The organism is Paenisporosarcina sp. P5_A11, from assembly GCF_056400705.1.
Map to the genome: position 1 here is coordinate 1 of NZ_JBFUKT010000049.1, position 20,270 is coordinate 20,270.

The window sequence follows — 20,270 nt, forward strand, 5'->3', positions numbered from 1 at the left end:
AAATAAGCCATTGCCACGTTAGAAGATCTCTGGAAACCTTCTAAAAACGTAATATTCCCCCACCCTTTTAAGTTATGATCTCGGATAGTAGTGTCGAGTAAGGTATATTTACCTGATTGGTACCAATCGTTCGGGTTCCATTTTTTTTCTTCCATTGCGGCTGCCACTGTAAATGTTTTCATAGTGGAACCTGGCTCTATCGTATTTTCAATCGTTTCATTCAACCAATTTGACGTAAGTCCTTCTCGCGTCTCTGGATCGAATGATGGACGTTGGCTCATAGCTAAAATTTCCCCTGTTTTCGGATCGGCTACCATTGCCACCATACTTGTGGGTGAGTATTCTTTCTCTACTCTAGTCATGGCATCCTCAAGAAAGTTTTGAACCGTTTTATCGAGTGTCAAGTGAATTTGATATCCATCTTGAGCAGGTGTCACCATTTCTTTAGAATTTGGTAACAAGTAACCCCACAAATCACCATCGTATTGAACTTTCCCGTTTTTCCCTGTTAATTGTTTATTATAAATCGATTCAAGGCCCATTTTGCCTATAGTTTGAAACGTTCCATCTGGTTGTTCTTCTTTTACAGCAAATCCAATTAGGTGCGAAGAAAACGTTCCATTTGGATAAAAACGTTTCCAATCTCGTACAAAAACAAGACCCGGTAATTTTTGTTTTTTTATTTTCGTCATAACTTCATGACTAATGTCGCGACCTGCTGATCCAAACTCTACTTGATAAACGCCTTCTTTTGACAAGCGTTCCACTAACTTCTCTTTAGATAATGGGATATATTGTGCAAGAACAGTCGCAGTTTTTTCTACATCATTTACATGTTTCGGGTTTTTTGCATTGTCTGTGGCTTCGGGACTTAGCACCGCAACTAAACGATAACTTAATGTATCTTCTGCGATGACTTCCCCATTTTTGTCTAAAATTTTTCCACGACTAGCATTTATAATTTGTTCTCTTTCGTACTTAGCWGCAGCTTTTGCAGCAAGTGCCTGCCCATCTGCTTCTCCCGTGACTTGGATAAAAATCATCCGTGACAACAATAGAAAAAAGAGCCCTCCGTATAACAAAAACATCAGAAAGGCTCCCCATTGAAATCGAAATTTCTTTTTCATTGTCCCTGTACTACCTTCACATTTTGCTCGTTCAGCTTCAAGCCTAATGCTTTTGCTTTTTCCCAAACACGTTCATACTTTGAGAGTTCGCTTACTTGAATGGACAAATCCGTATTTTGTTTTTTGGTTTCATCAATTTGTTGTTCAATTGATCGAATGTCTTGGTTTGCAGCATAAATACTAGCTTGTGTTTGTAGAATCATCACGCTAAACAATGCTACGACAGATACGAAGAGAGCAATTAATACCTTTTCACCTTTTGTAATAATTTTACGATTTGGTTTAATAGTTGGGTTGACTGCAGGCTGTGGATTAACGACAGGCTGCTTAATGTAATTTGTTTGTGTTCTAGCGTGCATAGCCATTTAAACACTTCCCTCATCTTTTATTTTTTCGGCAATTCTAAGTTTGGCTGATCTGGAGCGATTATTATGCAGTAATTCTTCTTCACTTGGTAAAATTGGCTTGCGTGTAACTAATTTGAAATGTGGCTCCATGCCCTCTGGGATAACAGGTAAATTTGGTGGTAATTCTGGATATGATGCTGCTTCTTTAAAGATTGTTTTGGTTATTCGGTCTTCTAAAGAATGGAATGTAATAACACTAATACGCCCATTAACAGCAAGTAGCTCTAAAGCATCTTGTAGTGATTCTTCGGCAGCTCCCAGTTCATCATTTACAGCAATTCGTATTGCTTGGAATACTCGTTTTGCAGGATGACCACCTTTTCTTCTAGCAGGTGCTGGAATTCCCTCTTTAATCAGTTCAACCAGTTGCCCTGTAGTTTCTATGGGCGCAATTTTTCGAGCTTCTTCAATTTTGCGTGCGATTTGTTTAGAAAACTTTTCTTCGCCATAACGATAGAAAATTCGAACTAAATCATTAAATTCCCAGTCGTTTACAACATCGTAAGCTGATAAGGAGGCTGTCATATCCATTCTCATATCTAATGGTGCATCGTGATTGTAACTAAAACCTCGTTCAGGTGTATCTAGTTGTGGGGAAGATACTCCTAAATCGTAAAGAATGCCATCAACTCTATCTATTCCCAATTCTTGTAAATTCGCTTTTATGTCACGGAAATTTGCATGTACAAACGTCACTTTATGAAGATGGTCTGCTAACCTTATTTTCGCATTTTCAATAGCAGTAGTATCTTGGTCAAAACATATTAACTTACCCTGATCATTTAATTGTTGAACTAAATACTCACTATGTCCTGCGCCACCTAAGGTACAGTCTACATATATACCATCTGGACGAATGTTCAATCCGTCAACTGTTTCGTGAAGTAATACTGTTGTATGGTTGAACACTGAATCGTCCTCCTTTTTAAATTCAATAATGTTTTTCTATTCCAGCACCTGCGTCGAGCTATAGTGGCGCTTTTGCGCTCAGCCCAACAAGATGTGGGTCATGAAGGCGTCGCGATAAAATTTCTTCGTACTGCATTTTGCGACGAGTAACCGCAGGAGTAGGACGTCGCGATGTTAGCCTTCGAACGTTTATATATCAAAGCCGATCATATTTTCTGCCAAGTCGTTAAATGAGTCCTCTGATTCTTCAAAATAAGATGTCCAAGAATCTTTTGCCCAAATTTCAATACGGTTTGATACGCCAAGAACAATACATTCCTTTTCAACTTTTGCATGGGACAATAATGTACTAGGAATGTTTATACGGCCTTGTTTGTCAATTTCAACTTCAGTCGCACCAGAAAAGAAGAATCGTGTGAAAGCACGAGCATCTTTTTTTGTCACAGGTAGAGCTTTTAATTTTTCTTCGAGTTTTCGCCATTCATTCATAGGATAGCCGAATAAGCAGTTATCAAGACCTCGTGTTATCACAAATGTCTCATCCAGGTGCTCGCGAAATTTTGCCGGTATAATAAGACGGCCTTTCGCATCAACGCTATGTTGATATTCTCCCATGAACATGCTAGTCACCCCACTTATTCTCATAAATGTACCACATCCCCCCACTTTCCTCCACCAGTTTATAAAAAAAAATTACGAAATACCAAAAAATGTGATAATAGTACTTGTTGAAACAGATTGAAGCCCTTTTCCTCCATAGAAAAAAGCCGTCTCAAAAAATGAGAAGGCTTTGATCATTAAAAAGTAAGGATTATATGTTTGCCATTAAATTCAAATGGTTGTGATAATAGATCGTCAATTAATGTTGGACCTACTTCATTTAAAAATAATAAAGGACTGAACCATCTTTCTTGTAAAGTGTACTCAGGAAAAAGAGTGCCTTCGATATGATTATACTTTCGAATCGTCACATCATGGCGTAATAAATTGGTATCTTCTATTTTTCGACTTAAGTACATGAACTGTTTGTTATGGTGTTCTAAATTTTTCTTCGTGACAAGGTTCAATTTCGGTCCAGCATTAGATAAGTGATTTTCTAATTTTTGATATTGTTCGATTAACGTTTGTTGAATTTCAAGTATCATTTCTTCAGCATCATCATCTTTAATATCGTTAATGAAATCTTGTTTACGTGACTGTAGCTCTCCATTGAAAACACTCTCGACTTGTAAATCTAATTCATTTAAATATTGATCAGACTTTTTGTCCACCATCGTTATGGACAATCTTGGCACCATGACTGGTAGTTCCATGTCAAAATGTTCGAACATTGTTTTAAATGCAGCCCAATATGCTAATTCCCCAGGACCTCCAATAAACGCCAAGACTGGGAATACCATTTCTTGCATAAGAGGACGAGTAACCACATTATTACTTAACCGTTCGGGTTGCTTAATCGCAATATCAAGCAATTGTTGCTTAGAGAATCGAAGACCTGCAGCTTCATTAAAAAATTCTCCGTTGTTGTACCTCAGTAAAAAGCGTTCTCCATTTTCAACAACAAACAAATTCGCACTATCTTCTGAGGCTTGTATTGGTTGACCGTAGCCCGCTAGTTGAAAATCTCTTTCTTGTTCAACCACGAGTGTTGCAATCTCTTTGGAATGTTCAATCATCTTCACAAAATAAGCTGATTCATATTCTCTAAGTGGTTTATAGGCGGCATCTATTAATAACAATCCTTCATTCGAGAAAAAGTCATGCATCATCACTGCAAAGAAATGACTGTATGAAGAAACATGAAGTGTCATGTTCAGGCATTTTTGAAGCAATTCTTTTGTATAAATTGTTTCAGTAAACTGCTTAAAAACATCCCGAATGAAAGATTGTAATTTTTCAGCTTCTACTGATGTTTCAGAGGCCATTTGTTTACGATTTGGACGATCATTGTACGTATGTTTTTGTAATCTCCCCAAATTCGGCGTAAATGTTGAATTGATTTCATCTAAGTCGTGGTCTTCTCCAGCAATCCAAAATACTGGAACGACCGGAATTCCTAATGCTTGTCGTTGTTGTTTAGCTAATAAAATAATTGATAGTGCTTTATGTACGGAATAAAGTGGTCCTGTCAGTAAGCCAGCTTGCTGACCACCAATAACTACTAGAGCGTCTTTTTCCAACTCAGCTAAGTGTAGATCTACTGCATCATTTTTCGGGAATTTTGTCATGTATTCGCGAACGACAGCTGTTAGTTGCTCTCTGTTTACTTGATGCGACTTCAATGATAAAGCTCGATTTTCATATGAAGTTTTATTCGGTAAATAATGAAAATACGTTAATAGTTCTTTTTTTTGAGCATGAAAATCCACTAGGAAAGGACTACTATTTGGTTGTTCAATTTGGTCAAATTTCATCATGGTAAACCCCTTTTGCGTGTAAATACAAATCGAGTATATCATTTGGTGGCACGACAGGAAAAACAAACGACTTATCGGACTTTAATTTACAAATTCTATTACTTTAAAGACGAAACCTACACACCACACAATAAAGAATGTTGCGCTTAAAACTATAAACAAAAATCTCCATATTTTTTTAATAAGTGGAATTAACTCGATTTCATTTTGAGACTTCCACTCTTGAAATGTCAGTATGACGCTTAAGAATAACGCCATACCTACCAAGAATCCAACAGTCTCGATTTTAAATAAGGATTGAACCGCAATCGGAACTGCAAAAAATAGTACCAATGTCGTTACATCTGCTGCATGACCAAAGGCTTTTGTCGTTTTTCTATTTAGTTTTCGAGAAACAATAAATACCACGATAAATATGGCAATAGGAAAAACTAAAAGAAAACTAATAATTAATTGAAAAAAGTTACTCATGTTGCTCACCTTTTTCATCAATAGCTAACACTAATTGATAAAGCGTTCGTAAAAGGGGCAACTGTTTTTCTCTCCCTGCTGCCAAATTTAACAATTCTCCTACTATTGGTTCGATTTCACTTTGACGATGATTTAATCGATCTTGAAGCATGGAAGATTTGTTTGAAGATGTTTTTTCGCAAAGTGCCTTTATATCTTCGAAGGTTAACATAGATGAGATTTCTGGAAAGGCCGTTTGCATTTCCAGAAATAATGAGTGCATTAATTGAAAGGCTTGTTTATTTGAAATCAGTTTCCCATTCTCAATAAGTAGAATCGTCGTTATCGGATTTATACAAGCGTTTAATACTGCTTTTCTCAATGTGATAGCATAAGCGTCTTCTACCATTTCTATTTGAAATTTAGGTGTTTGAAAAATCGACATATCCATATATGTGTTAGGCGTTTTTTTGTATGGAGCAATTTTCGTTAATCCAATCCCTTTATGAATAACGGTGGTCGCATTATCTTTAATTGCACCGTGCTCAATTGTGGCAATATATATCTGTTCATGTTGCAACTGATTAATCCACTGTAAATGTGCAATTCCATTTTGAATAAATAACATCGGCGTAGTCAGTGGTAGTGACATTAAATTTTCTTTTATGTCATGTAAATGATGATACTTTACAGCTATTATCCACAATGCATCTGTTGGGGCTTGCCTATATTCTGCAAAAGCGGAGACATGCGAACGAACTTTTTCTCCATTGGTATGGACGAGTGTAACTCCGTGATTCCTTAGGTTTTCCGCTTGTTCAGTCGTCCGTGTTATGTATGTAATTTCATGTTTTTCCTCACTTAATAATGAGCCAATCAGCAATCCAATCGCACCCGCACCGACAATGACCACGTTCAATTCATAATCAACTCCCTTAAATCTTAAATAAGTTCAAAAAGGAGCACAAAAAGAGCCTTTTTTGGAACTCAGGTTAAGAGCGCCACTTCCTGCGGCAACACCTGAGTGACCAACTTCCTGTTGGCCTTATGCGGCTTAGTCTTCGAGCACCGGAGCGTATGCTTTTAATACGTGAGGAGCGGAGAAGCAAGCCAACGAAGAGATGCAAAGCTATTTTTAGCGAACTTTTTAACATCCTATAAATGAAAAGGTCTACCAACGTACGGCAGACCTTCCTCTTGCTATTGATTATACTGGATAAACTGGATGTTTACGAGGTGGTTGTGAAATATGTTTCGTACTATAAGCACGATAACGCATTGCYAATACATCACGTAAATTACTTGGTGCAACAATTTCATCAATGATCAATTCAGATGCTAATTTATAGATATCAATTTCTTCTTTGTATTCTTGATGTTTTTGTTGAACAAATTGCAAACGTTCTTTCGGATCTTCGATTGCTTCTATTTTGTTCGAGAACACAGCATTTACTGCTGCTTCTGGACCCATTACTGCAATTTGAGCAGTTGGTAATGCGATACAAACGTCTGGCTCAAACGCTGGACCTGCCATTGCGTATAAACCGGCACCATAAGCTTTTCTTACGATGACTGAAATTTTCGGTACAGTTGCAGAACTCATCGCCATGATTAACTTTGCACCATGTCGAATGATTCCTGCTCGCTCGACCTTTGTTCCAATCATAAATCCAGGAACATCAGCTAAGAATAGTAACGGAATACCAAAAGCATCACATAAATTAATGAATTTGGTAGCTTTGTCAGCAGAATCTATAAATAATACTCCGCCTTTAACTTTCGGTTGGTTCGCAATAATTCCGACAGCTTGTCCTTCAATTCGTGCAAGACAAGTAATGATTTCCTGAGCAAACAATTTCTTCACATCAAAGAGTGAACCTTCATCAATTAACTGATCGATTGCTTCATACATATCAAATGGCGCATTTTGATTTTCTGGAATAATCGCTTCAAGAGTACGACCTTCTTTAATAGCTTTCGGTTCTACCACTTTCGGCATCTCAGTGAAATTCGCTGGGAAGTATGCTAAGTAACGGCGAGCTTCAGAAATTGCTTCTTGTTCAGTAGTTACTAATACATCACCACACCCACTAATCGAACAGTGCATGCGAGCTCCACCCATTTCTTCAAGTGTTACTTTTTCACCTATAACTTTTTCAGCCATACGTGGTGATCCTAAATACATAGATGCATTTCCTTCAACCATAATGACGATATCACAAAATGCAGGGATGTAAGCTCCTCCAGCAGCAGATGGGCCGAATAGTAAACAGATTTGCGGAACAAATCCAGACATTCTCACTTGGTTGTGGAATATCTTACCTGCACCACGTCGGTTCGGGAACATATCTAATTGATCGGTAATACGTGCACCTGCTGAATCGACTAGATAAAGCATCGGTACTCGATTTTTCTCTGCAATCTCTTGAATGCGAATGATTTTTTCAACAGTACGCGATCCCCATGAACCTGCCTTTACTGTTGAATCATTTGCCATCACACATACTTGTTGTCCATTAACTTTTCCAGTTGCTGTTACGACACCATCTGCTGGTAGATCACCTGCTTCACAGTTTGCAAATCGGCCATCTTCTAAATACTCGCCATTATCAAAAAGTAAGGATAAACGATCTCGAACAAATAATTTATTTTGTTCTTTCATTTTTTCGTGATATTTCGAATGACCACCAGCGAAAATAGTTGTTAGCTTTTCTTCTAAACGTTCGTTATATGTTGTTTTCTCCGTCATCTAAGTTGCCCCCTTTGATTCATCTCACTTACCCCAAGTGATTTTATTCAAATGTTACTAATACATCGCCTTCATTTACAAAATCACCAATTTGAGCTTCAATTTTCGCAACTTTACCTGCAGTTTCAGCTTCAACTGGAATTTCCATTTTCATTGATTCCAAAACCATAACCGTTTGCCCAGCTGTGATTTCTTCACCTACTTGTACTACGATATTAAATACTGTCCCTGCCATTGTCGATTGAATTTGTTTCATTTTATTTCCTCCTTTTGTTGTTCAAGCCATTGCGGTAATACCGCGGTCGTGTACCTGCCATCTTGGAATGCTTTTGCATCTAAAAATTCTTGGAACAATGCTACATTTGTTTTAACTCCTTCAATCCTAACAGATGAAAAGAATTTTTGTGCTTTGTTAATTGCTTCTTGTCGAGAGTCCGCTTGAACAATTACTTTTGCAATCATTGGATCATAGAAAGGGGTAACGCTATTTCCTTCTTCGTAACCTGCATCGATTCGGATACCTTCAGTTAATCCCCATTGCAGCGTTTTGATATTCCCAGGTGAAGGGAAGAACGTTTTAGGATCTTCAGCATAAATTCGGAACTCTAGTGCGTGACCGGTTGAGTGAATATCCGATTGATTAATTACTGGAAGTGGTTCACCCTTAGCCACCTGTAGTTGCCATTCTACTAAATCAAATCCTGTAACTGCCTCTGTCACTGGATGCTCGACTTGAAGTCTTGTATTCATTTCCAGGAAATAGAATTGATTATCTTCGTCTACAATAAATTCTACTGTACCCGCATTGCGATAATTTACTGCTTTAGCAGCATCTACTGCTGCTTTTAACAAACGCTCTCGAGCCTCTTGTGGGAAATTCGGTGAAGGTGACTCTTCGATGACCTTTTGGTTTCTGCGTTGAACAGAACAATTGCGTTCATACAGATGTACGATATTACCATGTGTATCACCGAAGATTTGAACTTCGATATGACGACCACCAGAAATGTATTTCTCTAAAAAGACGACATCGTCTCCGAAATAAGCTTTCGCACGCGATTTTACAGAAACAAAGTTCTGACTGAGCGCTTGCTCATCCTCACAACGAATCATACCGATGCCGCCCCCGCCACTACTGGCTTTGAGCATAACTGGATATCCAATTCGCCGTGCTTCTTGAAAAGCATCCTCAATTGTATGTACACCTTCATCTGTTCCAGGCACTACTGGCACGCCTGCCGCTTGCATCGTCTGACGAGAACCAATCTTGTCGCCCATTTTATCAATAGTTTCTGGATGAGGACCAATAAAGATCATTCCTGCCTCTTCAATCTTCCTTGCAAAACCTGCATTTTCTGACAACAAACCATAGCCCGGATGAATTGCGTCAACCCCTTCACGCATCGCTAAAGCTAATATATCATCCGCTTTTAAGTAAGATTGTTGTACTTGGCTTGGACCAATTAAAAATGCTGTGTCTGCTTTTTTTACATAAGGTAATTCAGCATCCGCTTCGGCATATATCGCCACTGTTTCAATATGTAACTTTTTACATGTTTCGATGATTCTAAGGGCAATTTCTCCCCTATTAGCAATTAACACTTTTCGCATATGTTGTCCCCCTAAGTTGTTTAAACATGAAACCCCATCCTTCATAGTCTATACGAAAAATGAAAACGATTTCAACCTTTGAATGAAGAAATATTCAAACTTCACAAACAACATAGAAAAAAGCCGTCTCTTTTAAGAAATAATCTTGAAAGAAACAGCCTCTATTTTTATCTTAATTTTTTTGATGCAATAATGGACTTTCTGAGCATACACGCTGAATTTGTTGAACAAATGTTTTCAACTGTGCATGTTCTTTTTGGAGTCTATTATGCGCTTCTAACAGTTCATCGTAACTAGACATGGCTTGTTTCAAATGTGTATGCATGGGGTGTTGATATTTTTGTTTTGCATGATTTAAGTCTTGTCCATACGTATGTCTCAATGTTTTATTCCATCTAAAACCGCAAGCCTGTTTTGTACGGGATAGCTTTTCTGCAGCCACTTCAAATGCATGAATTTGAGTGCCTCCGTTTTTCACTATTTCCAATACTGTCGTTGCTAATTTATGATCATCTTCAGTAGTCCATTGATCTTTTCTTTTCACTTCAGTCATATCTTCTTCACCTCGCGTTTTTTTCTACTATATGCGCGAAGAAAAAGAATAGAAGTTATTTTCGTTTTGTTAAGAATTTTTGTACTGCCAGATGATGCTCATCCGCTTCCCAAAGGAGAGAGCAAGTTTGTACTTCTTCTCTTATTTGGTCTAATAGATTTTGCCCCGTCCATTTACGTATTAACATTTGTTTATAGGCACGATGTACGGTAGCTTCTACTTGTTTCATCTCTGCAAGAAAAGTGTGTAAGGCTAGTTCTTTGTCATCTTCGTATACTTGCGAAGCCCACCCGTTATCTAGCATGGTAGACGCAGGTAAAGGTTTGGCTTGGCTCAACATTTGCATAGCTATATCTTGTCTTGGTAGCTTCTCAAATAGAAAAGTGCCTCCACCCCATCCGCTTGTGATGGCGAGAGAACCTTGTATAAAGCCGCACTTAGCTCGGGAAGACACTAAACGATAATCACAAGCAGTGGCGATTTCACAGCCACCACCGACTGCGTGACCATTTACAAGCGCAATTACAGGCACAGGAAGCGTTGCAATGTTATATAAGACTGTCGCCATTCGGTTAAGCATAGGGAACGCATCTTTTGCCGTATGTAGTCCGTGGAATATAGATAAATCTCCTCCGGAACAAAACGCATCGTCTCCTTCACCCGTGATGACGACAAACTTTATGGTTGAATCATTATGTACAGCTGAAACTAGTTTCTCGAAACCCACAATGATGTCGAAATTAATTGCATTACGTACTTGTGGTCGATTAATGGTAAATCTTATTATTTGATCTTCAAGATTAATAGTAAATGGCATATGTTTTGTCCTCCTAGTAAATAGAGAAAAAGACCATCAGAGAGCCATGGTCTCTCTGATAGCCTTTAATATGAACAAATACTGAATTATTTGCTCGCTACAACTTCTTTCCCTTTGTAATGTCCGCATGATTTACAAACATGGTGAGCCAATTTCGATTCACCACAGTTTGGGCAAGCTACCATTCCAGGTAGAGATAATTTGAAATGCGTACGACGTTTTCTTTTTACTGTTTTAGAAGTCTTTCTAAACGGTACAGCCATTGGTGGCACCTCCTTACAGATCGTTATTCGTCTGTTTGATCAAAATACTTTGCTAAATCAGCAAGTCTAGGATCCGATTTTTTAGGTTCATTTTCTTCTTTTGCAGCCAATTCCTCATCTGTTAAGTACGACCAATTTTTGCCGCCAGGTATCGGTTGATGCTCTGCACCTTCCTTAAACACTTGTATAGGGATTTCAACAATAATTAATTCTTCGAGTACAGGGTCGACATTTATAACATCGCCTTCTACAAAATGAATATCACCATCGTCTTCCTTATGTGCTTCTGACCAACTAAAATGTTCAACTGTTTGAATATCAAACGGATACTCAACATCTTCCCACGTGCGAGCACATGGTAAAGTAAGGGTGCCTGTAAGTTGAAAATGACAAGTCATTTGCGCTGCACCAAATGTGCAGTGCCCTTTTACATGAACGGGTGAGATTTTCCGGATGTCCGGGTTACGTGTCATAACTTCATCCAATTGTACCATTTCGTCAATTGGCATCCCGTCATGGCGATATTTAGATAGTTGATGAATTGCCCATTTCATTCGTTTATCACCTCAAGACAACAAAGTTGATTATATAATGCAGGAATTTAGATGTCAAGATAATTTCTTGTCACTCCATATTTTGACCAGTATAATCAAATAATATGAAAGGGGGTCACAATCTTGAAAGCAACTGGTATAGTCGTCGAACATAATCCGTTTCATAACGGACACTTCTATCATATCAAAGAATCCCGTAATAAAACAGCCGCAGATATTATTATCGCTGTAATGAGCGGAAATTTTTTGCAACGTGGTGAACCTTCACTTGTAGATAAATGGACACGGTCTGAAATGGCCTTAAAAGCTGGCGTAGACCTTGTTATTGAACTTCCTTATGTATTTGCCACAGCACAAGCGAGCGACTTTGCACGTGGGTCTATTGCATTATTAGAAGCCCTTGGTTGTGATGCTTTTTGTTTTGGTAGTGAAGAAGGTACAATTGAACCCTTTACTAACACATATGATGTCATTACTTCACAACAACAGAATTACCAAAAATTGATTAAACAATACATGAAACTTGGATTTAGTTATCCCAAGTCTTTAAATCAAGCTTACGCTGAGATTACTAAAGACAACAACTTACAATTAGTGGATTTATCAAAACCAAACAATATTCTTGGTTATCATTATGTAGAAGCAGCAAATCAAATAAACGCACGCATGAAGCCTTTTACTATCCAACGAATAATAGCTAATTACCATGATGAGGTTGACGAAAGCCAATCAATAGCAAGCGCAACTGGCATTCGTAAAGCTATTTTCGAAGAAGGATCCATTGATGCACTGGCAAATTTCATGCCACAAACTTCACTTGACCTTTTATTGAAATGGAAAGAGTCGGTCGGTGTGTTTGGCAGCTGGCCACAGTTTTGGCCGCTCCTTCGATTTACCATTCTTCGTTCTTCTTTAAAAGAACTCGCTTCTTATGCCGAAGTGACAGAAGGCATTGAGAATTTAATTTATGAAGCTGCCATTAAAAGCGAAACATTTGAAGAATTCATGACACATGTTAAATCTAAACGATACACTTGGACACGCATTCAACGCATGCTCACACATATTTATACAGGTTTTACTTGGGATGCATTAAAATCACATCCAAATCCGACCTATTTACGTGTACTTGGCATGACACACGAAGGTCAAAAATATTTAAATCAAAAGAAAAAAAGCCTTTCGTTGCCCCTCGTAAGTCGAGCTGCAGCAACAAAAGACTCTTTATTAGATTTAGATATTCAGGCAACAGATTTATATCAATTAGGACTTCAATCGTCTAAAATAGAACGTCCCATTGGTTTAGATTATCGCAAAACACCGATTATCATTTAATTCTTTTTCGCTTCCATTTCTTCTAAATACGCTAATGCATCATCAACTGTTTTAACTGGCACGATTTTCATTTTCGTGCCAATTTTTTCAGCCACTTCTTTTGCTTCTAAATAATTTGAGCGTAAGGAAGGATTATTTTTCAAAACTTCCTCTGGTAACTCGTCATCAGGTGCAAAGAAAATCTCGATATCCGCTTCATTTGCAGCAATCACTTTTAAATCAATTCCGCCAATCCGTCCAACTTCTCCGGTTTCTTGCATCGTACCTGTTCCTGCCACATTATAACCTTTTGTTAAATCTTCATCCATTAGCTGATTCAGAATTTCTAAAGTAAACATCAACCCTGCTGAAGGCCCCCCGATATCATCCGCYTTAATGTTTACTTCTGGTGTCGTGGTAATTTCTTTATCTTCAGCAAACGAAATACCTAAACCAGCACGACTGGTTTCACTTGGAATCGGTTTTAATTCCACTTCAATTGACTCGATTTTGCCTTCACGCTCTACTTGTAAGGTAATGACATCACCTATAGCTTTTTCTCCCAAATAGTCAACCAAACTTTGTTGATTATCACTTGCCACTTCATCTATCTTAATAATTCGATCTCCAGCTTCAAGCAATCCGTCAGCTGCTCCACCAGGTAATACATTTAAAATAAACACGCCTTTTGTTGTAATTTCATAAGGCTTCCCTGCTTTTTCAAATGCTACTTGTATAGCATTGAACTGTGACTGTGACATGAGATGTAGTTGGCGAATATTATATTCTTTATCATCTTCATCAGGATTTCTCACCTGATTAGTTTCCAGTATTTTTTGATAATCCGAAACTTTAGCCCATGCATAAGTTAATGGCGTCGCTTTTGATAATGCGATAGTCATTAAACTCATTGCTCCCTTATCATCTTCGTCTCCACCTTGGACACTTACGAGTGGTTCTAGTGGATAAGCCCCACCAGGTTTTGTGATGTAGGCATCGACCGGATAAAAACTTGCGCTAATCAATAAAATACAGACTAAGAGAAAGCCAATTGTACTTTTCTTAAACATGTTTATCCACCTCCATGATGACAAGCGTTCTTTCTGCATATATATAGTGTAGCACTTTCACTTTACTTCTGACAAAACGGTTGAAACGAGGAAATTCCGCATGCTACACAAGACTATTTTATTCATTTGCTGGTTTCTCATGACATTGTTTATTTTTATGCCGGGTATTGCCCATCAAGGAGCACAGTTAGGACTTGAAGTCTTTTTAAAGCGATTGTTACCTTATTTATTGCCTTATCTAGTCGTCTCTCAATGGCTCTTGTATGAACTGTACAAGAAAAACAAATGGCAGTCCCATGTCAGCAATAGTATTAAAATCTATGCAATTGGTGCATTTGGGGGGTTCCCAACTGGTGCTGCCACAATATCAACACTTTCACAATCAAGTATGATCAGTAAAAAACATGCGAGCCACTTACTAGGTATCTGTCATGCTCCTAGCCCCATGTTTGTTGTAGGAGTTGTTGGTAGCCAGTTTCTTTCATCTGTCAATTCAGGTATTATTCTTTTGCTTATTCTACATAGTATCAATCTCGTGTTTCTAGTGTTTCTACATGTATTCGTGCCCATGCCAAAAATTGTTAAAAATGATCACATTGTCAAACCCGTCACATCACCATTAAGCGAAGGCATTAATCAAACAGCCTCTATTCTACTATTGGTCGCAACTACAGTTGTTTTCTTCACGACTATAAGTACGGTCATTAGGCAAATTATTAAGGTGATTTTTGATGGAGTTCCTCATCAAGTATCTGTCTTTATCTATTCGTTTTTTGAAATGACTGCTGGTTTAGAAATAGCTCATCAATTGTTTAAGATGGAAACGTTCTTTCCTCTTTTAGTTGTGAGCATTCTCTCCTTCAATGGCTTGAGTATACATATGCAAATCATGGTGTTGGCGAAATCAGCCAAACTTTCGTTAAGACCCTATATTTTTTATCGTTCTATTCATTTTCTTTTATTTGTAGTCAGTTGTTATCTTTTTCTATAAGAAAGTGCCCATACTTTTCTATGAGTCTATCTTATATTCTTTTGCCATAGTTTTAGACGTACACGAACGACAAAAGTTTCAAGTCACCTTTCGGTCCTATGCTGAGCCATAGAACAAAGAATAGTTGGTTTTCAACAGATACCTGACTCGTGAAAAAGCGAATCAGGTATTTCCTTTTGTGAATTAGGAGGGCATTGGATAGTTGCGACAATAAAGAGTGTGGCTACATCCTGCGGAACATCGGTAGATTACATGAAAAAAGATGGCGGTGTGACTTTGTCACATCGCCATCTTTTTCCTACATAAGGTAACGTCGTAAAATTTATTCGAAACCAAATTTCATTTTTAAGGCTGCTTCCACTTGTTTAGGCACAAGTTCGGAAATATTCCCACCATATTTGGCCACTTCTTTTACGATGCTCGAACTAAGAAAAGAATATTGATTATTCGTCATGATAAAGAATGTTTCGATTTTTTCATCAAGTACTCTGTTCATCGAAGTGATTTGCATTTCATATTCAAAATCTGACACGGCCCTTAATCCACGAACGATTGCGTGAGCATTCACTTTATTAGCATAGTCGACAAGCAAACCAGAAAAAGAGTCAACATGAACATTCGGTAACGTTGACGTTACTTCGCTAATTAAAGCCATACGTTCTTCCACCGTAAATAAAGGTTTTTTTGACGAATTATTTAACACGACTACATGGATTTCATCAAATACAGATGCACCACGTTTAATGATATCTAGGTGACCAAATGTAACGGGATCAAAACTCCCTGGCACTACTGCAATCTTAGTCATGACTTTGTCCTTCTTCCTGTCGATAAATCGAAATGATTGTACTACCATAAAGTTCTTTTCTAGACAGTGTAAACGCTCCATACTCGTCTTGAAGGTCTACTCCTTTTTCGTGTTCACATAAAATGATGGCATGGTCCGTTAGCAAATTTTTCTCGACGAATTGATTAATCAATTCATAATAGCCGACTTTTTCATAAGGTGGGTCGAGGAATAATAAATCTACCTTAGCTTGCCTCTTTTCGAGTGCTTTTATAGCTCTAGTAGCATCAGCTTTATATACTTCCGCTTGATCTTCTAGTTTGCATTTCTTTAAATTTTCATAAATAGTTGGAACTGCTCGTGGATCTTTTTCAATAAAAATACATGTGTCAATTCCTCTACTGAGGGCTTCGATGCCAAGTCCACCGCTTCCTGCAAACAAGTCCACGGCTAGTCCACCTTCAAAATAAGGACCAATCATATTGAAAATCGATTCTTTCACTTTATCGGTTGTTGGTCTCGTGCCTGAGCCTGGCACCGCTTTCAATGGAAGTCCTTTGTGTGTTCCAGATATTACTCTCATGAAGTTCCTCCTTGACTATTTCATCAGTTATTTATATAGTCATGTCTTACTTTTGCGTATGCTTCATGGCAACAGCCATGATAAGATGCAATAGAAAGGATGTGTCATTCTCGTATGATTCAACGTTTTATTGAACTCGGAGAAGGTTATAGCGATATTTATGAATGGTTGGAATTGCTGAAAACTAACGAAGATCGTTTTCACCATGTATGTATTTTCACATCTGTATTGAAGGACGTCAAAAAATTGAGTGTCGCTTTAGTATTAAAACCAGCAAGTGAAGGGAATTTTATGCCCATCTATTATTGTCGAGAAGGCATTGAGTACTCTGATGAAAAAACAAGTAAGCGAATCCTATTAATTGAAAAGACGTTGCAGGAAAGAAATTACTCCCCACACCGTCTTGAAGTTAAGCATTCATCTTATTTTGCAGAACCAGCTTTGTATCATCAATACCTAACTGGTTTACTCAGATTGCATCATATATTGCCGCCTCTAAGGTAACTTATAAGCCAGTTTTATAGTCGTATTCTTTCGCTTTATCTGGTTTAGAATTTTCATATTCAGTTTTAACAAAAGGACGGTAAGATGGACTGACTTCTTTAACAAAAGGAAGCTTTTGTAACTTTGTTGAAATCGCTTCAATTTGATCGAGGTCGCAATACATAACGACATACTTAAGTTTTCGAGAAATATATTGAACATGGCCATATTTTCTCAGCGATTTCGCTTGTTTTAAATGATGTACATATACAATTAGCCCTTGTCGGTCATTCATGCGAGTTCCCTCTTTTCTTACTTAAAAGAATACCATACGAAAGAAAACGTTCGCAACCGCTTGAAGCTGTCAGTTTGGTACAATATCCTTTATAATGATAAAAGCAAGTTTGCTTGAGGAGGAATTAGGCATGGGAAAGAAAACGAAAGTAGCATTTGCAATTGCAGCAGCTGGTGCTGCCGCCTGGGCAGGCTCAAAAGCCATCTCAAAACCTCAAAAACGACTAGATAAGGAAGCTCTTCAATATGGACAACCGATAATATTAGCTCATCGCGGTGGTTCTCAAATTGCTCCTGAAAACTCTATGATTGCATTTAAAAAAGCCGCTGAACTGGGTGTTCACGGATTTGAAATTGATATTCGTTTAACTAAAGATGAAGAGATTATTGTATTCCATGATGAGTTTATTGACCGTACGACTAATGGTTCTGGACGTGTATCTGATATGACACTCTCGGAACTAAAGACTTACGACTTAGGCTATCAATTTATTAATACTCAACAAGAATATGAGTATCGTGGTAAAGGAGAAACCTTTATTACGCTCCGTGAGTTATTTGAAGAGTTCCCACAAATGTTGATTAATATTGATATGAAGGATTCTCCTGACACGTATGAAGGTAGTTTAATCCCTTCAAAATTGTGGCGATTAATTGAAGAATTGAATGCGCAAAACCTGGTGGTTGTTACAAGTTTCTATGACGAACAAATCGATCGCTTTAACTTATATGCACAAAACACGGTGGCTTTAGGGGCCGGTGAAAACGAAGTTCGTAAAGCATACACTGCTTATACTAGCCAGTTTGGTCATTTGTATCACCCTCGTGCGGACGTGATTCAAATTCCTGTAAAATCGGGTGTTTTCCCACTTGATGGTGAAGGTTTCATTAAATTCTTAAGTAACTTAAATGTACCCGTTCACTACTGGACAATAAATGATTCACACACAATGGAACGACTATTTCTTGCAGGTGCAAAAGGCATCATAACTGACCGACCTGATTTAGCGGTTACTTTATTGGCTGAAAAACACGCATAAGAAAAAGGATGTGCACATTACTCGCACATCCTTTTTCTATGGAAGAGAATATATTGAACGTGCAACTTACATACTTCAATAACAAGAACTTTGTATGAAGCTAGCTCGCACCTGCTTTACAAGCGATCTGCAATGCGAGCTTAAAATGGCACATGCATTTATTTTAAGCTGAACATCCACAAGATCCACCTGTACCACAACTTCCAGTGCTACATGAAGAATCTGATGCAGCAGCGAAGAATGGATTGCTAACAGGTACCTTGACTGAATCAGATACGGTTTTACCTATAATTAAGCTGACTTGATCTAACAAATCTTGCAATTCGTTTTCAGCTAGTTTTAACGTTGCGACACGTTCGTTCATATCAAGTGCGCGTTTTTGTACACGAATTGACTTCATCACGTGCTGATAGTCTGGATGATATTTTCCAAAGCGTTGAACATCTTCATAGTGTTCTTTAAGCTGTGTAAACGAAGCAATTTGTCTCTTTAACAAATCGTCTGTGTAAACGGCAAAATAAGCTTCTTTGAATTGTTCAGCTAGCTCGGAGGATAAGATCATTTGTGTCAAACTATCTCCTTCATCCATAATGGATGCCCATTCTGATGTCATCATCATCATCGGCCATTCCCCCAATCTGTATTTATCATAACAGATTGACTACTGAAATTAAAAGACATGCATTTGCTAAAAGTTAGGAGAAAATTATGAAAGAATTATTAGTTACGCAGTTTCAACAGATTATCAGCAATTCCACAGAGGAAGATTTATCTATTTTATCGAATTGGATGGATGGCTTCGAGAAGAAACAAAGAGGAGAAAAGTCCACTTATTTAAGTGCTGGACTTCATATGGAAAGAAGCTTAACAGACGATTTCTGCAAGGTTTCTATTCCAATCACACCTCTTATTCATAACAATCTTAGTATCCCACATGGAGGCATTATAGGGGTTTTATTAGATACCGCTATGGGTGTCTTAGCAAATAATTCACTACCTGAAGATCGTGCTGCTGTAACTACGAACTTATCTGTCACTTATTTAGCAACTGCTACTGAAGGGCATTTACATGCTCATGCTACCATTTCTCACAAAGGTCGCCAAACCATTGTAGCTACTGGGGAAGTTACAGATGATCAAGGGAAACTATTAGCCATTGGTACAGGTTCATTTTTCGTTATTCAGCGAAGTAGATAATGACGAAAAAATTTTTCTAACGGTTTGCTCGTCTGAAAATGGCAACACTTGGTTACCGATGTGCTGCGTAGACTCATGTCCTTTTCCAGCAATACATAATAAATCGCCAGGTTTTAAACTGCGAAGCGCTTGTTCTATAGCGGACGCTCGATCAATTTCGATATGAATATTGTTAGAAACAGGTAAATTTTTTATGACTTGTTGACAGATTTTCAAGGGATCTTCTGAACGAGGATTATCCGATGTAACCCACAAATATTTTGCGTATACAGCAGCGATATCTCCCATTTCACTTCGCTTAGATTGATCACGATCCCCACCACAACCAAATATTACAAGTAAATTTCCTGCCGTTATTTGTGCAGCTGAAGATAGAACGTGTTTCAAAGCTTCAGGGGTATGAGCATAATCAATGACCACTTGGAAAGGCTCTTTAATAATGTACTGGAATCTACCTGCAGGTAAAGTTAGGCGTGGGAGGAGTGGTGTAATTGAGGACATCGGTATATCCATTTGGTGCACAGTCGCAATAGCTGCTGCAATATTTGAAATATTATAGACCCCGCTAAATCCTACTTCAAATAAATACTCTCTATCTCGATCATTCAACTTTAAAGTCATGGATAATGGTTTTAGTTCTTCTAAGATCAGGTG

General features: G+C 38.0%; 25 protein-coding genes. 5 read left to right on the forward strand and 20 right to left on the reverse strand.

What is annotated here, in order from left to right; translation table 11 throughout:
- The 14 genes from AC1DOS_RS09330 to AC1DOS_RS09395 form a co-directional block, all read right to left on the reverse strand.
- Nucleotides 1-1,088: peptidoglycan D,D-transpeptidase FtsI family protein (locus tag AC1DOS_RS09330; RefSeq protein ID WP_477537277.1), on the reverse strand; the 1,088-nt coding region annotated here is incomplete at its 3' end.
- A gap of 35 nt (nucleotides 1,089-1,123) precedes the next feature.
- On the reverse strand, nucleotides 1,124-1,492 hold the full coding sequence (gene ftsL / locus AC1DOS_RS09335) for a cell division protein FtsL (protein WP_108584518.1): 369 nt from the start codon (nucleotides 1,490-1,492) through the stop codon (nucleotides 1,124-1,126).
- A complete protein-coding gene (gene rsmH, locus AC1DOS_RS09340) occupies nucleotides 1,493-2,443 on the reverse strand; it encodes a 16S rRNA (cytosine(1402)-N(4))-methyltransferase RsmH (protein ID WP_108584517.1) in 951 nt (316 codons plus the stop codon).
- A 189-nt stretch (nucleotides 2,444-2,632) separates the two neighbouring features.
- Nucleotides 2,633-3,064, reverse strand: a complete 432-nt coding sequence (mraZ, locus tag AC1DOS_RS09345; protein WP_108584515.1) for a division/cell wall cluster transcriptional repressor MraZ — start codon at nucleotides 3,062-3,064, stop codon at nucleotides 2,633-2,635.
- Between the two features lie 176 nt (nucleotides 3,065-3,240).
- On the reverse strand, nucleotides 3,241-4,857 hold the full coding sequence (bshC, locus tag AC1DOS_RS09350; protein ID WP_477537278.1) for a bacillithiol biosynthesis cysteine-adding enzyme BshC: 1,617 nt from the start codon (nucleotides 4,855-4,857) through the stop codon (nucleotides 3,241-3,243).
- 84 nt (nucleotides 4,858-4,941) lie between these two features.
- Nucleotides 4,942-5,331 carry a DUF3397 family protein gene (locus AC1DOS_RS09355; protein WP_477537279.1) on the reverse strand — a complete coding sequence of 130 codons (390 nt, stop codon included), beginning with the start codon at nucleotides 5,329-5,331 and terminating at the stop codon, nucleotides 4,942-4,944.
- On the reverse strand, nucleotides 5,324-6,223 hold the full coding sequence (locus AC1DOS_RS09360) for a ketopantoate reductase family protein (protein ID WP_477537288.1): 900 nt from the start codon (nucleotides 6,221-6,223) through the stop codon (nucleotides 5,324-5,326). The genes AC1DOS_RS09355 and AC1DOS_RS09360 overlap by 8 nt, the downstream gene beginning before the upstream one ends.
- A gap of 294 nt (nucleotides 6,224-6,517) precedes the next feature.
- A complete protein-coding gene (locus tag AC1DOS_RS09365) occupies nucleotides 6,518-8,059 on the reverse strand; it encodes an acyl-CoA carboxylase subunit beta (protein ID WP_477537280.1) in 1,542 nt (513 codons plus the stop codon).
- A 43-nt stretch (nucleotides 8,060-8,102) separates the two neighbouring features.
- Complete coding sequence (locus tag AC1DOS_RS09370) at nucleotides 8,103-8,315, reverse strand: acetyl-CoA carboxylase biotin carboxyl carrier protein subunit (protein WP_024535094.1); 213 nt, start codon at nucleotides 8,313-8,315, stop codon at nucleotides 8,103-8,105.
- Nucleotides 8,312-9,670: an acetyl-CoA carboxylase biotin carboxylase subunit gene (locus tag AC1DOS_RS09375; RefSeq protein WP_477537281.1), complete on the reverse strand. Its 1,359-nt coding sequence runs from the start codon at nucleotides 9,668-9,670 to the stop codon at nucleotides 8,312-8,314. The genes AC1DOS_RS09370 and AC1DOS_RS09375 overlap by 4 nt, the downstream gene beginning before the upstream one ends.
- A 172-nt stretch (nucleotides 9,671-9,842) precedes the next feature.
- Complete coding sequence (locus AC1DOS_RS09380) at nucleotides 9,843-10,223, reverse strand: transcriptional regulator (protein ID WP_024535096.1); 381 nt, start codon at nucleotides 10,221-10,223, stop codon at nucleotides 9,843-9,845.
- A gap of 55 nt (nucleotides 10,224-10,278) precedes the next feature.
- The gene (locus AC1DOS_RS09385) at nucleotides 10,279-11,040 is read right to left on the reverse strand and encodes an enoyl-CoA hydratase/isomerase family protein (protein WP_477537282.1); all 762 of its coding nucleotides are present in this window, start codon (nucleotides 11,038-11,040) and stop codon (nucleotides 10,279-10,281) included.
- 86 nt (nucleotides 11,041-11,126) lie between these two features.
- Entirely contained in the window at nucleotides 11,127-11,303 is a 177-nt protein-coding gene (gene rpmF, locus AC1DOS_RS09390; protein WP_024535098.1) for a 50S ribosomal protein L32, read from the reverse strand.
- 23 nt (nucleotides 11,304-11,326) lie between these two features.
- Nucleotides 11,327-11,857, reverse strand: coding sequence for a YceD family protein (locus AC1DOS_RS09395; protein WP_108584504.1), 531 nt, complete (start codon nucleotides 11,855-11,857; stop codon nucleotides 11,327-11,329).
- A 123-nt stretch (nucleotides 11,858-11,980) separates the two neighbouring features.
- Between AC1DOS_RS09395 and AC1DOS_RS09400 the strand changes: the two genes are divergently transcribed.
- The gene (locus AC1DOS_RS09400; protein WP_477537283.1) at nucleotides 11,981-13,192 is read left to right on the forward strand and encodes a nucleotidyltransferase; all 1,212 of its coding nucleotides are present in this window, start codon (nucleotides 11,981-11,983) and stop codon (nucleotides 13,190-13,192) included.
- On the opposite strand, the gene AC1DOS_RS09405 is transcribed toward AC1DOS_RS09400, so the two are convergent.
- Complete coding sequence (locus AC1DOS_RS09405) at nucleotides 13,189-14,241, reverse strand: SepM family pheromone-processing serine protease (protein ID WP_477537284.1); 1,053 nt, start codon at nucleotides 14,239-14,241, stop codon at nucleotides 13,189-13,191. The genes AC1DOS_RS09400 and AC1DOS_RS09405 overlap by 4 nt on opposite strands.
- Before the next feature lie 139 nt (nucleotides 14,242-14,380).
- Here AC1DOS_RS09405 and AC1DOS_RS09410 point away from each other — a divergent pair, with 139 nt between their 5' ends.
- Nucleotides 14,381-15,232 carry a hypothetical protein gene (locus AC1DOS_RS09410; protein ID WP_477537285.1) on the forward strand — a complete coding sequence of 284 codons (852 nt, stop codon included), beginning with the start codon at nucleotides 14,381-14,383 and terminating at the stop codon, nucleotides 15,230-15,232.
- A 322-nt stretch (nucleotides 15,233-15,554) separates the two neighbouring features.
- Here the strand turns inward: AC1DOS_RS09410 and coaD are convergent, their stop codons facing one another.
- Nucleotides 15,555-16,040, reverse strand: a complete 486-nt coding sequence (gene coaD, locus AC1DOS_RS09415) for a pantetheine-phosphate adenylyltransferase (RefSeq protein ID WP_108584498.1) — start codon at nucleotides 16,038-16,040, stop codon at nucleotides 15,555-15,557.
- Nucleotides 16,033-16,602: a 16S rRNA (guanine(966)-N(2))-methyltransferase RsmD gene (gene rsmD / locus AC1DOS_RS09420; protein ID WP_477537286.1), complete on the reverse strand. Its 570-nt coding sequence runs from the start codon at nucleotides 16,600-16,602 to the stop codon at nucleotides 16,033-16,035. The genes coaD and rsmD overlap by 8 nt, the downstream gene beginning before the upstream one ends.
- A gap of 114 nt (nucleotides 16,603-16,716) precedes the next feature.
- On the opposite strand from rsmD, the gene AC1DOS_RS09425 reads away from it, so the two are divergent.
- Entirely contained in the window at nucleotides 16,717-17,106 is a 390-nt protein-coding gene (locus AC1DOS_RS09425; protein ID WP_108584495.1) for a DUF7147 family protein, read from the forward strand.
- 1 nt (nucleotide 17,107) lies between these two features.
- Here the strand turns inward: AC1DOS_RS09425 and AC1DOS_RS09430 are convergent, their stop codons facing one another.
- Nucleotides 17,108-17,380, reverse strand: coding sequence for a YlbG family protein (locus AC1DOS_RS09430; RefSeq protein ID WP_108584494.1), 273 nt, complete (start codon nucleotides 17,378-17,380; stop codon nucleotides 17,108-17,110).
- A 130-nt stretch (nucleotides 17,381-17,510) separates the two neighbouring features.
- Here AC1DOS_RS09430 and AC1DOS_RS09435 point away from each other — a divergent pair, with 130 nt between their 5' ends.
- Nucleotides 17,511-18,419 (forward strand): glycerophosphodiester phosphodiesterase family protein, encoded by a 909-nt coding sequence (locus AC1DOS_RS09435; RefSeq protein WP_108584492.1) that lies wholly within the window; start codon nucleotides 17,511-17,513, stop codon nucleotides 18,417-18,419.
- A 163-nt stretch (nucleotides 18,420-18,582) separates the two neighbouring features.
- On the opposite strand, the gene AC1DOS_RS09440 is transcribed toward AC1DOS_RS09435, so the two are convergent.
- Complete coding sequence (locus tag AC1DOS_RS09440; RefSeq protein WP_108584769.1) at nucleotides 18,583-19,038, reverse strand: YlbF/YmcA family competence regulator; 456 nt, start codon at nucleotides 19,036-19,038, stop codon at nucleotides 18,583-18,585.
- Between the two features lie 89 nt (nucleotides 19,039-19,127).
- Between AC1DOS_RS09440 and AC1DOS_RS09445 the strand changes: the two genes are divergently transcribed.
- Nucleotides 19,128-19,616 carry a PaaI family thioesterase gene (locus AC1DOS_RS09445; RefSeq protein ID WP_108584490.1) on the forward strand — a complete coding sequence of 163 codons (489 nt, stop codon included), beginning with the start codon at nucleotides 19,128-19,130 and terminating at the stop codon, nucleotides 19,614-19,616.
- Here AC1DOS_RS09445 and AC1DOS_RS09450 read toward each other — a convergent pair.
- Nucleotides 19,587-20,270, reverse strand: a 684-nt coding sequence (locus tag AC1DOS_RS09450) for a glutamate ligase domain-containing protein (protein ID WP_477537287.1), incomplete at its 5' end; no start/stop codon positions are given. The genes AC1DOS_RS09445 and AC1DOS_RS09450 overlap by 30 nt on opposite strands.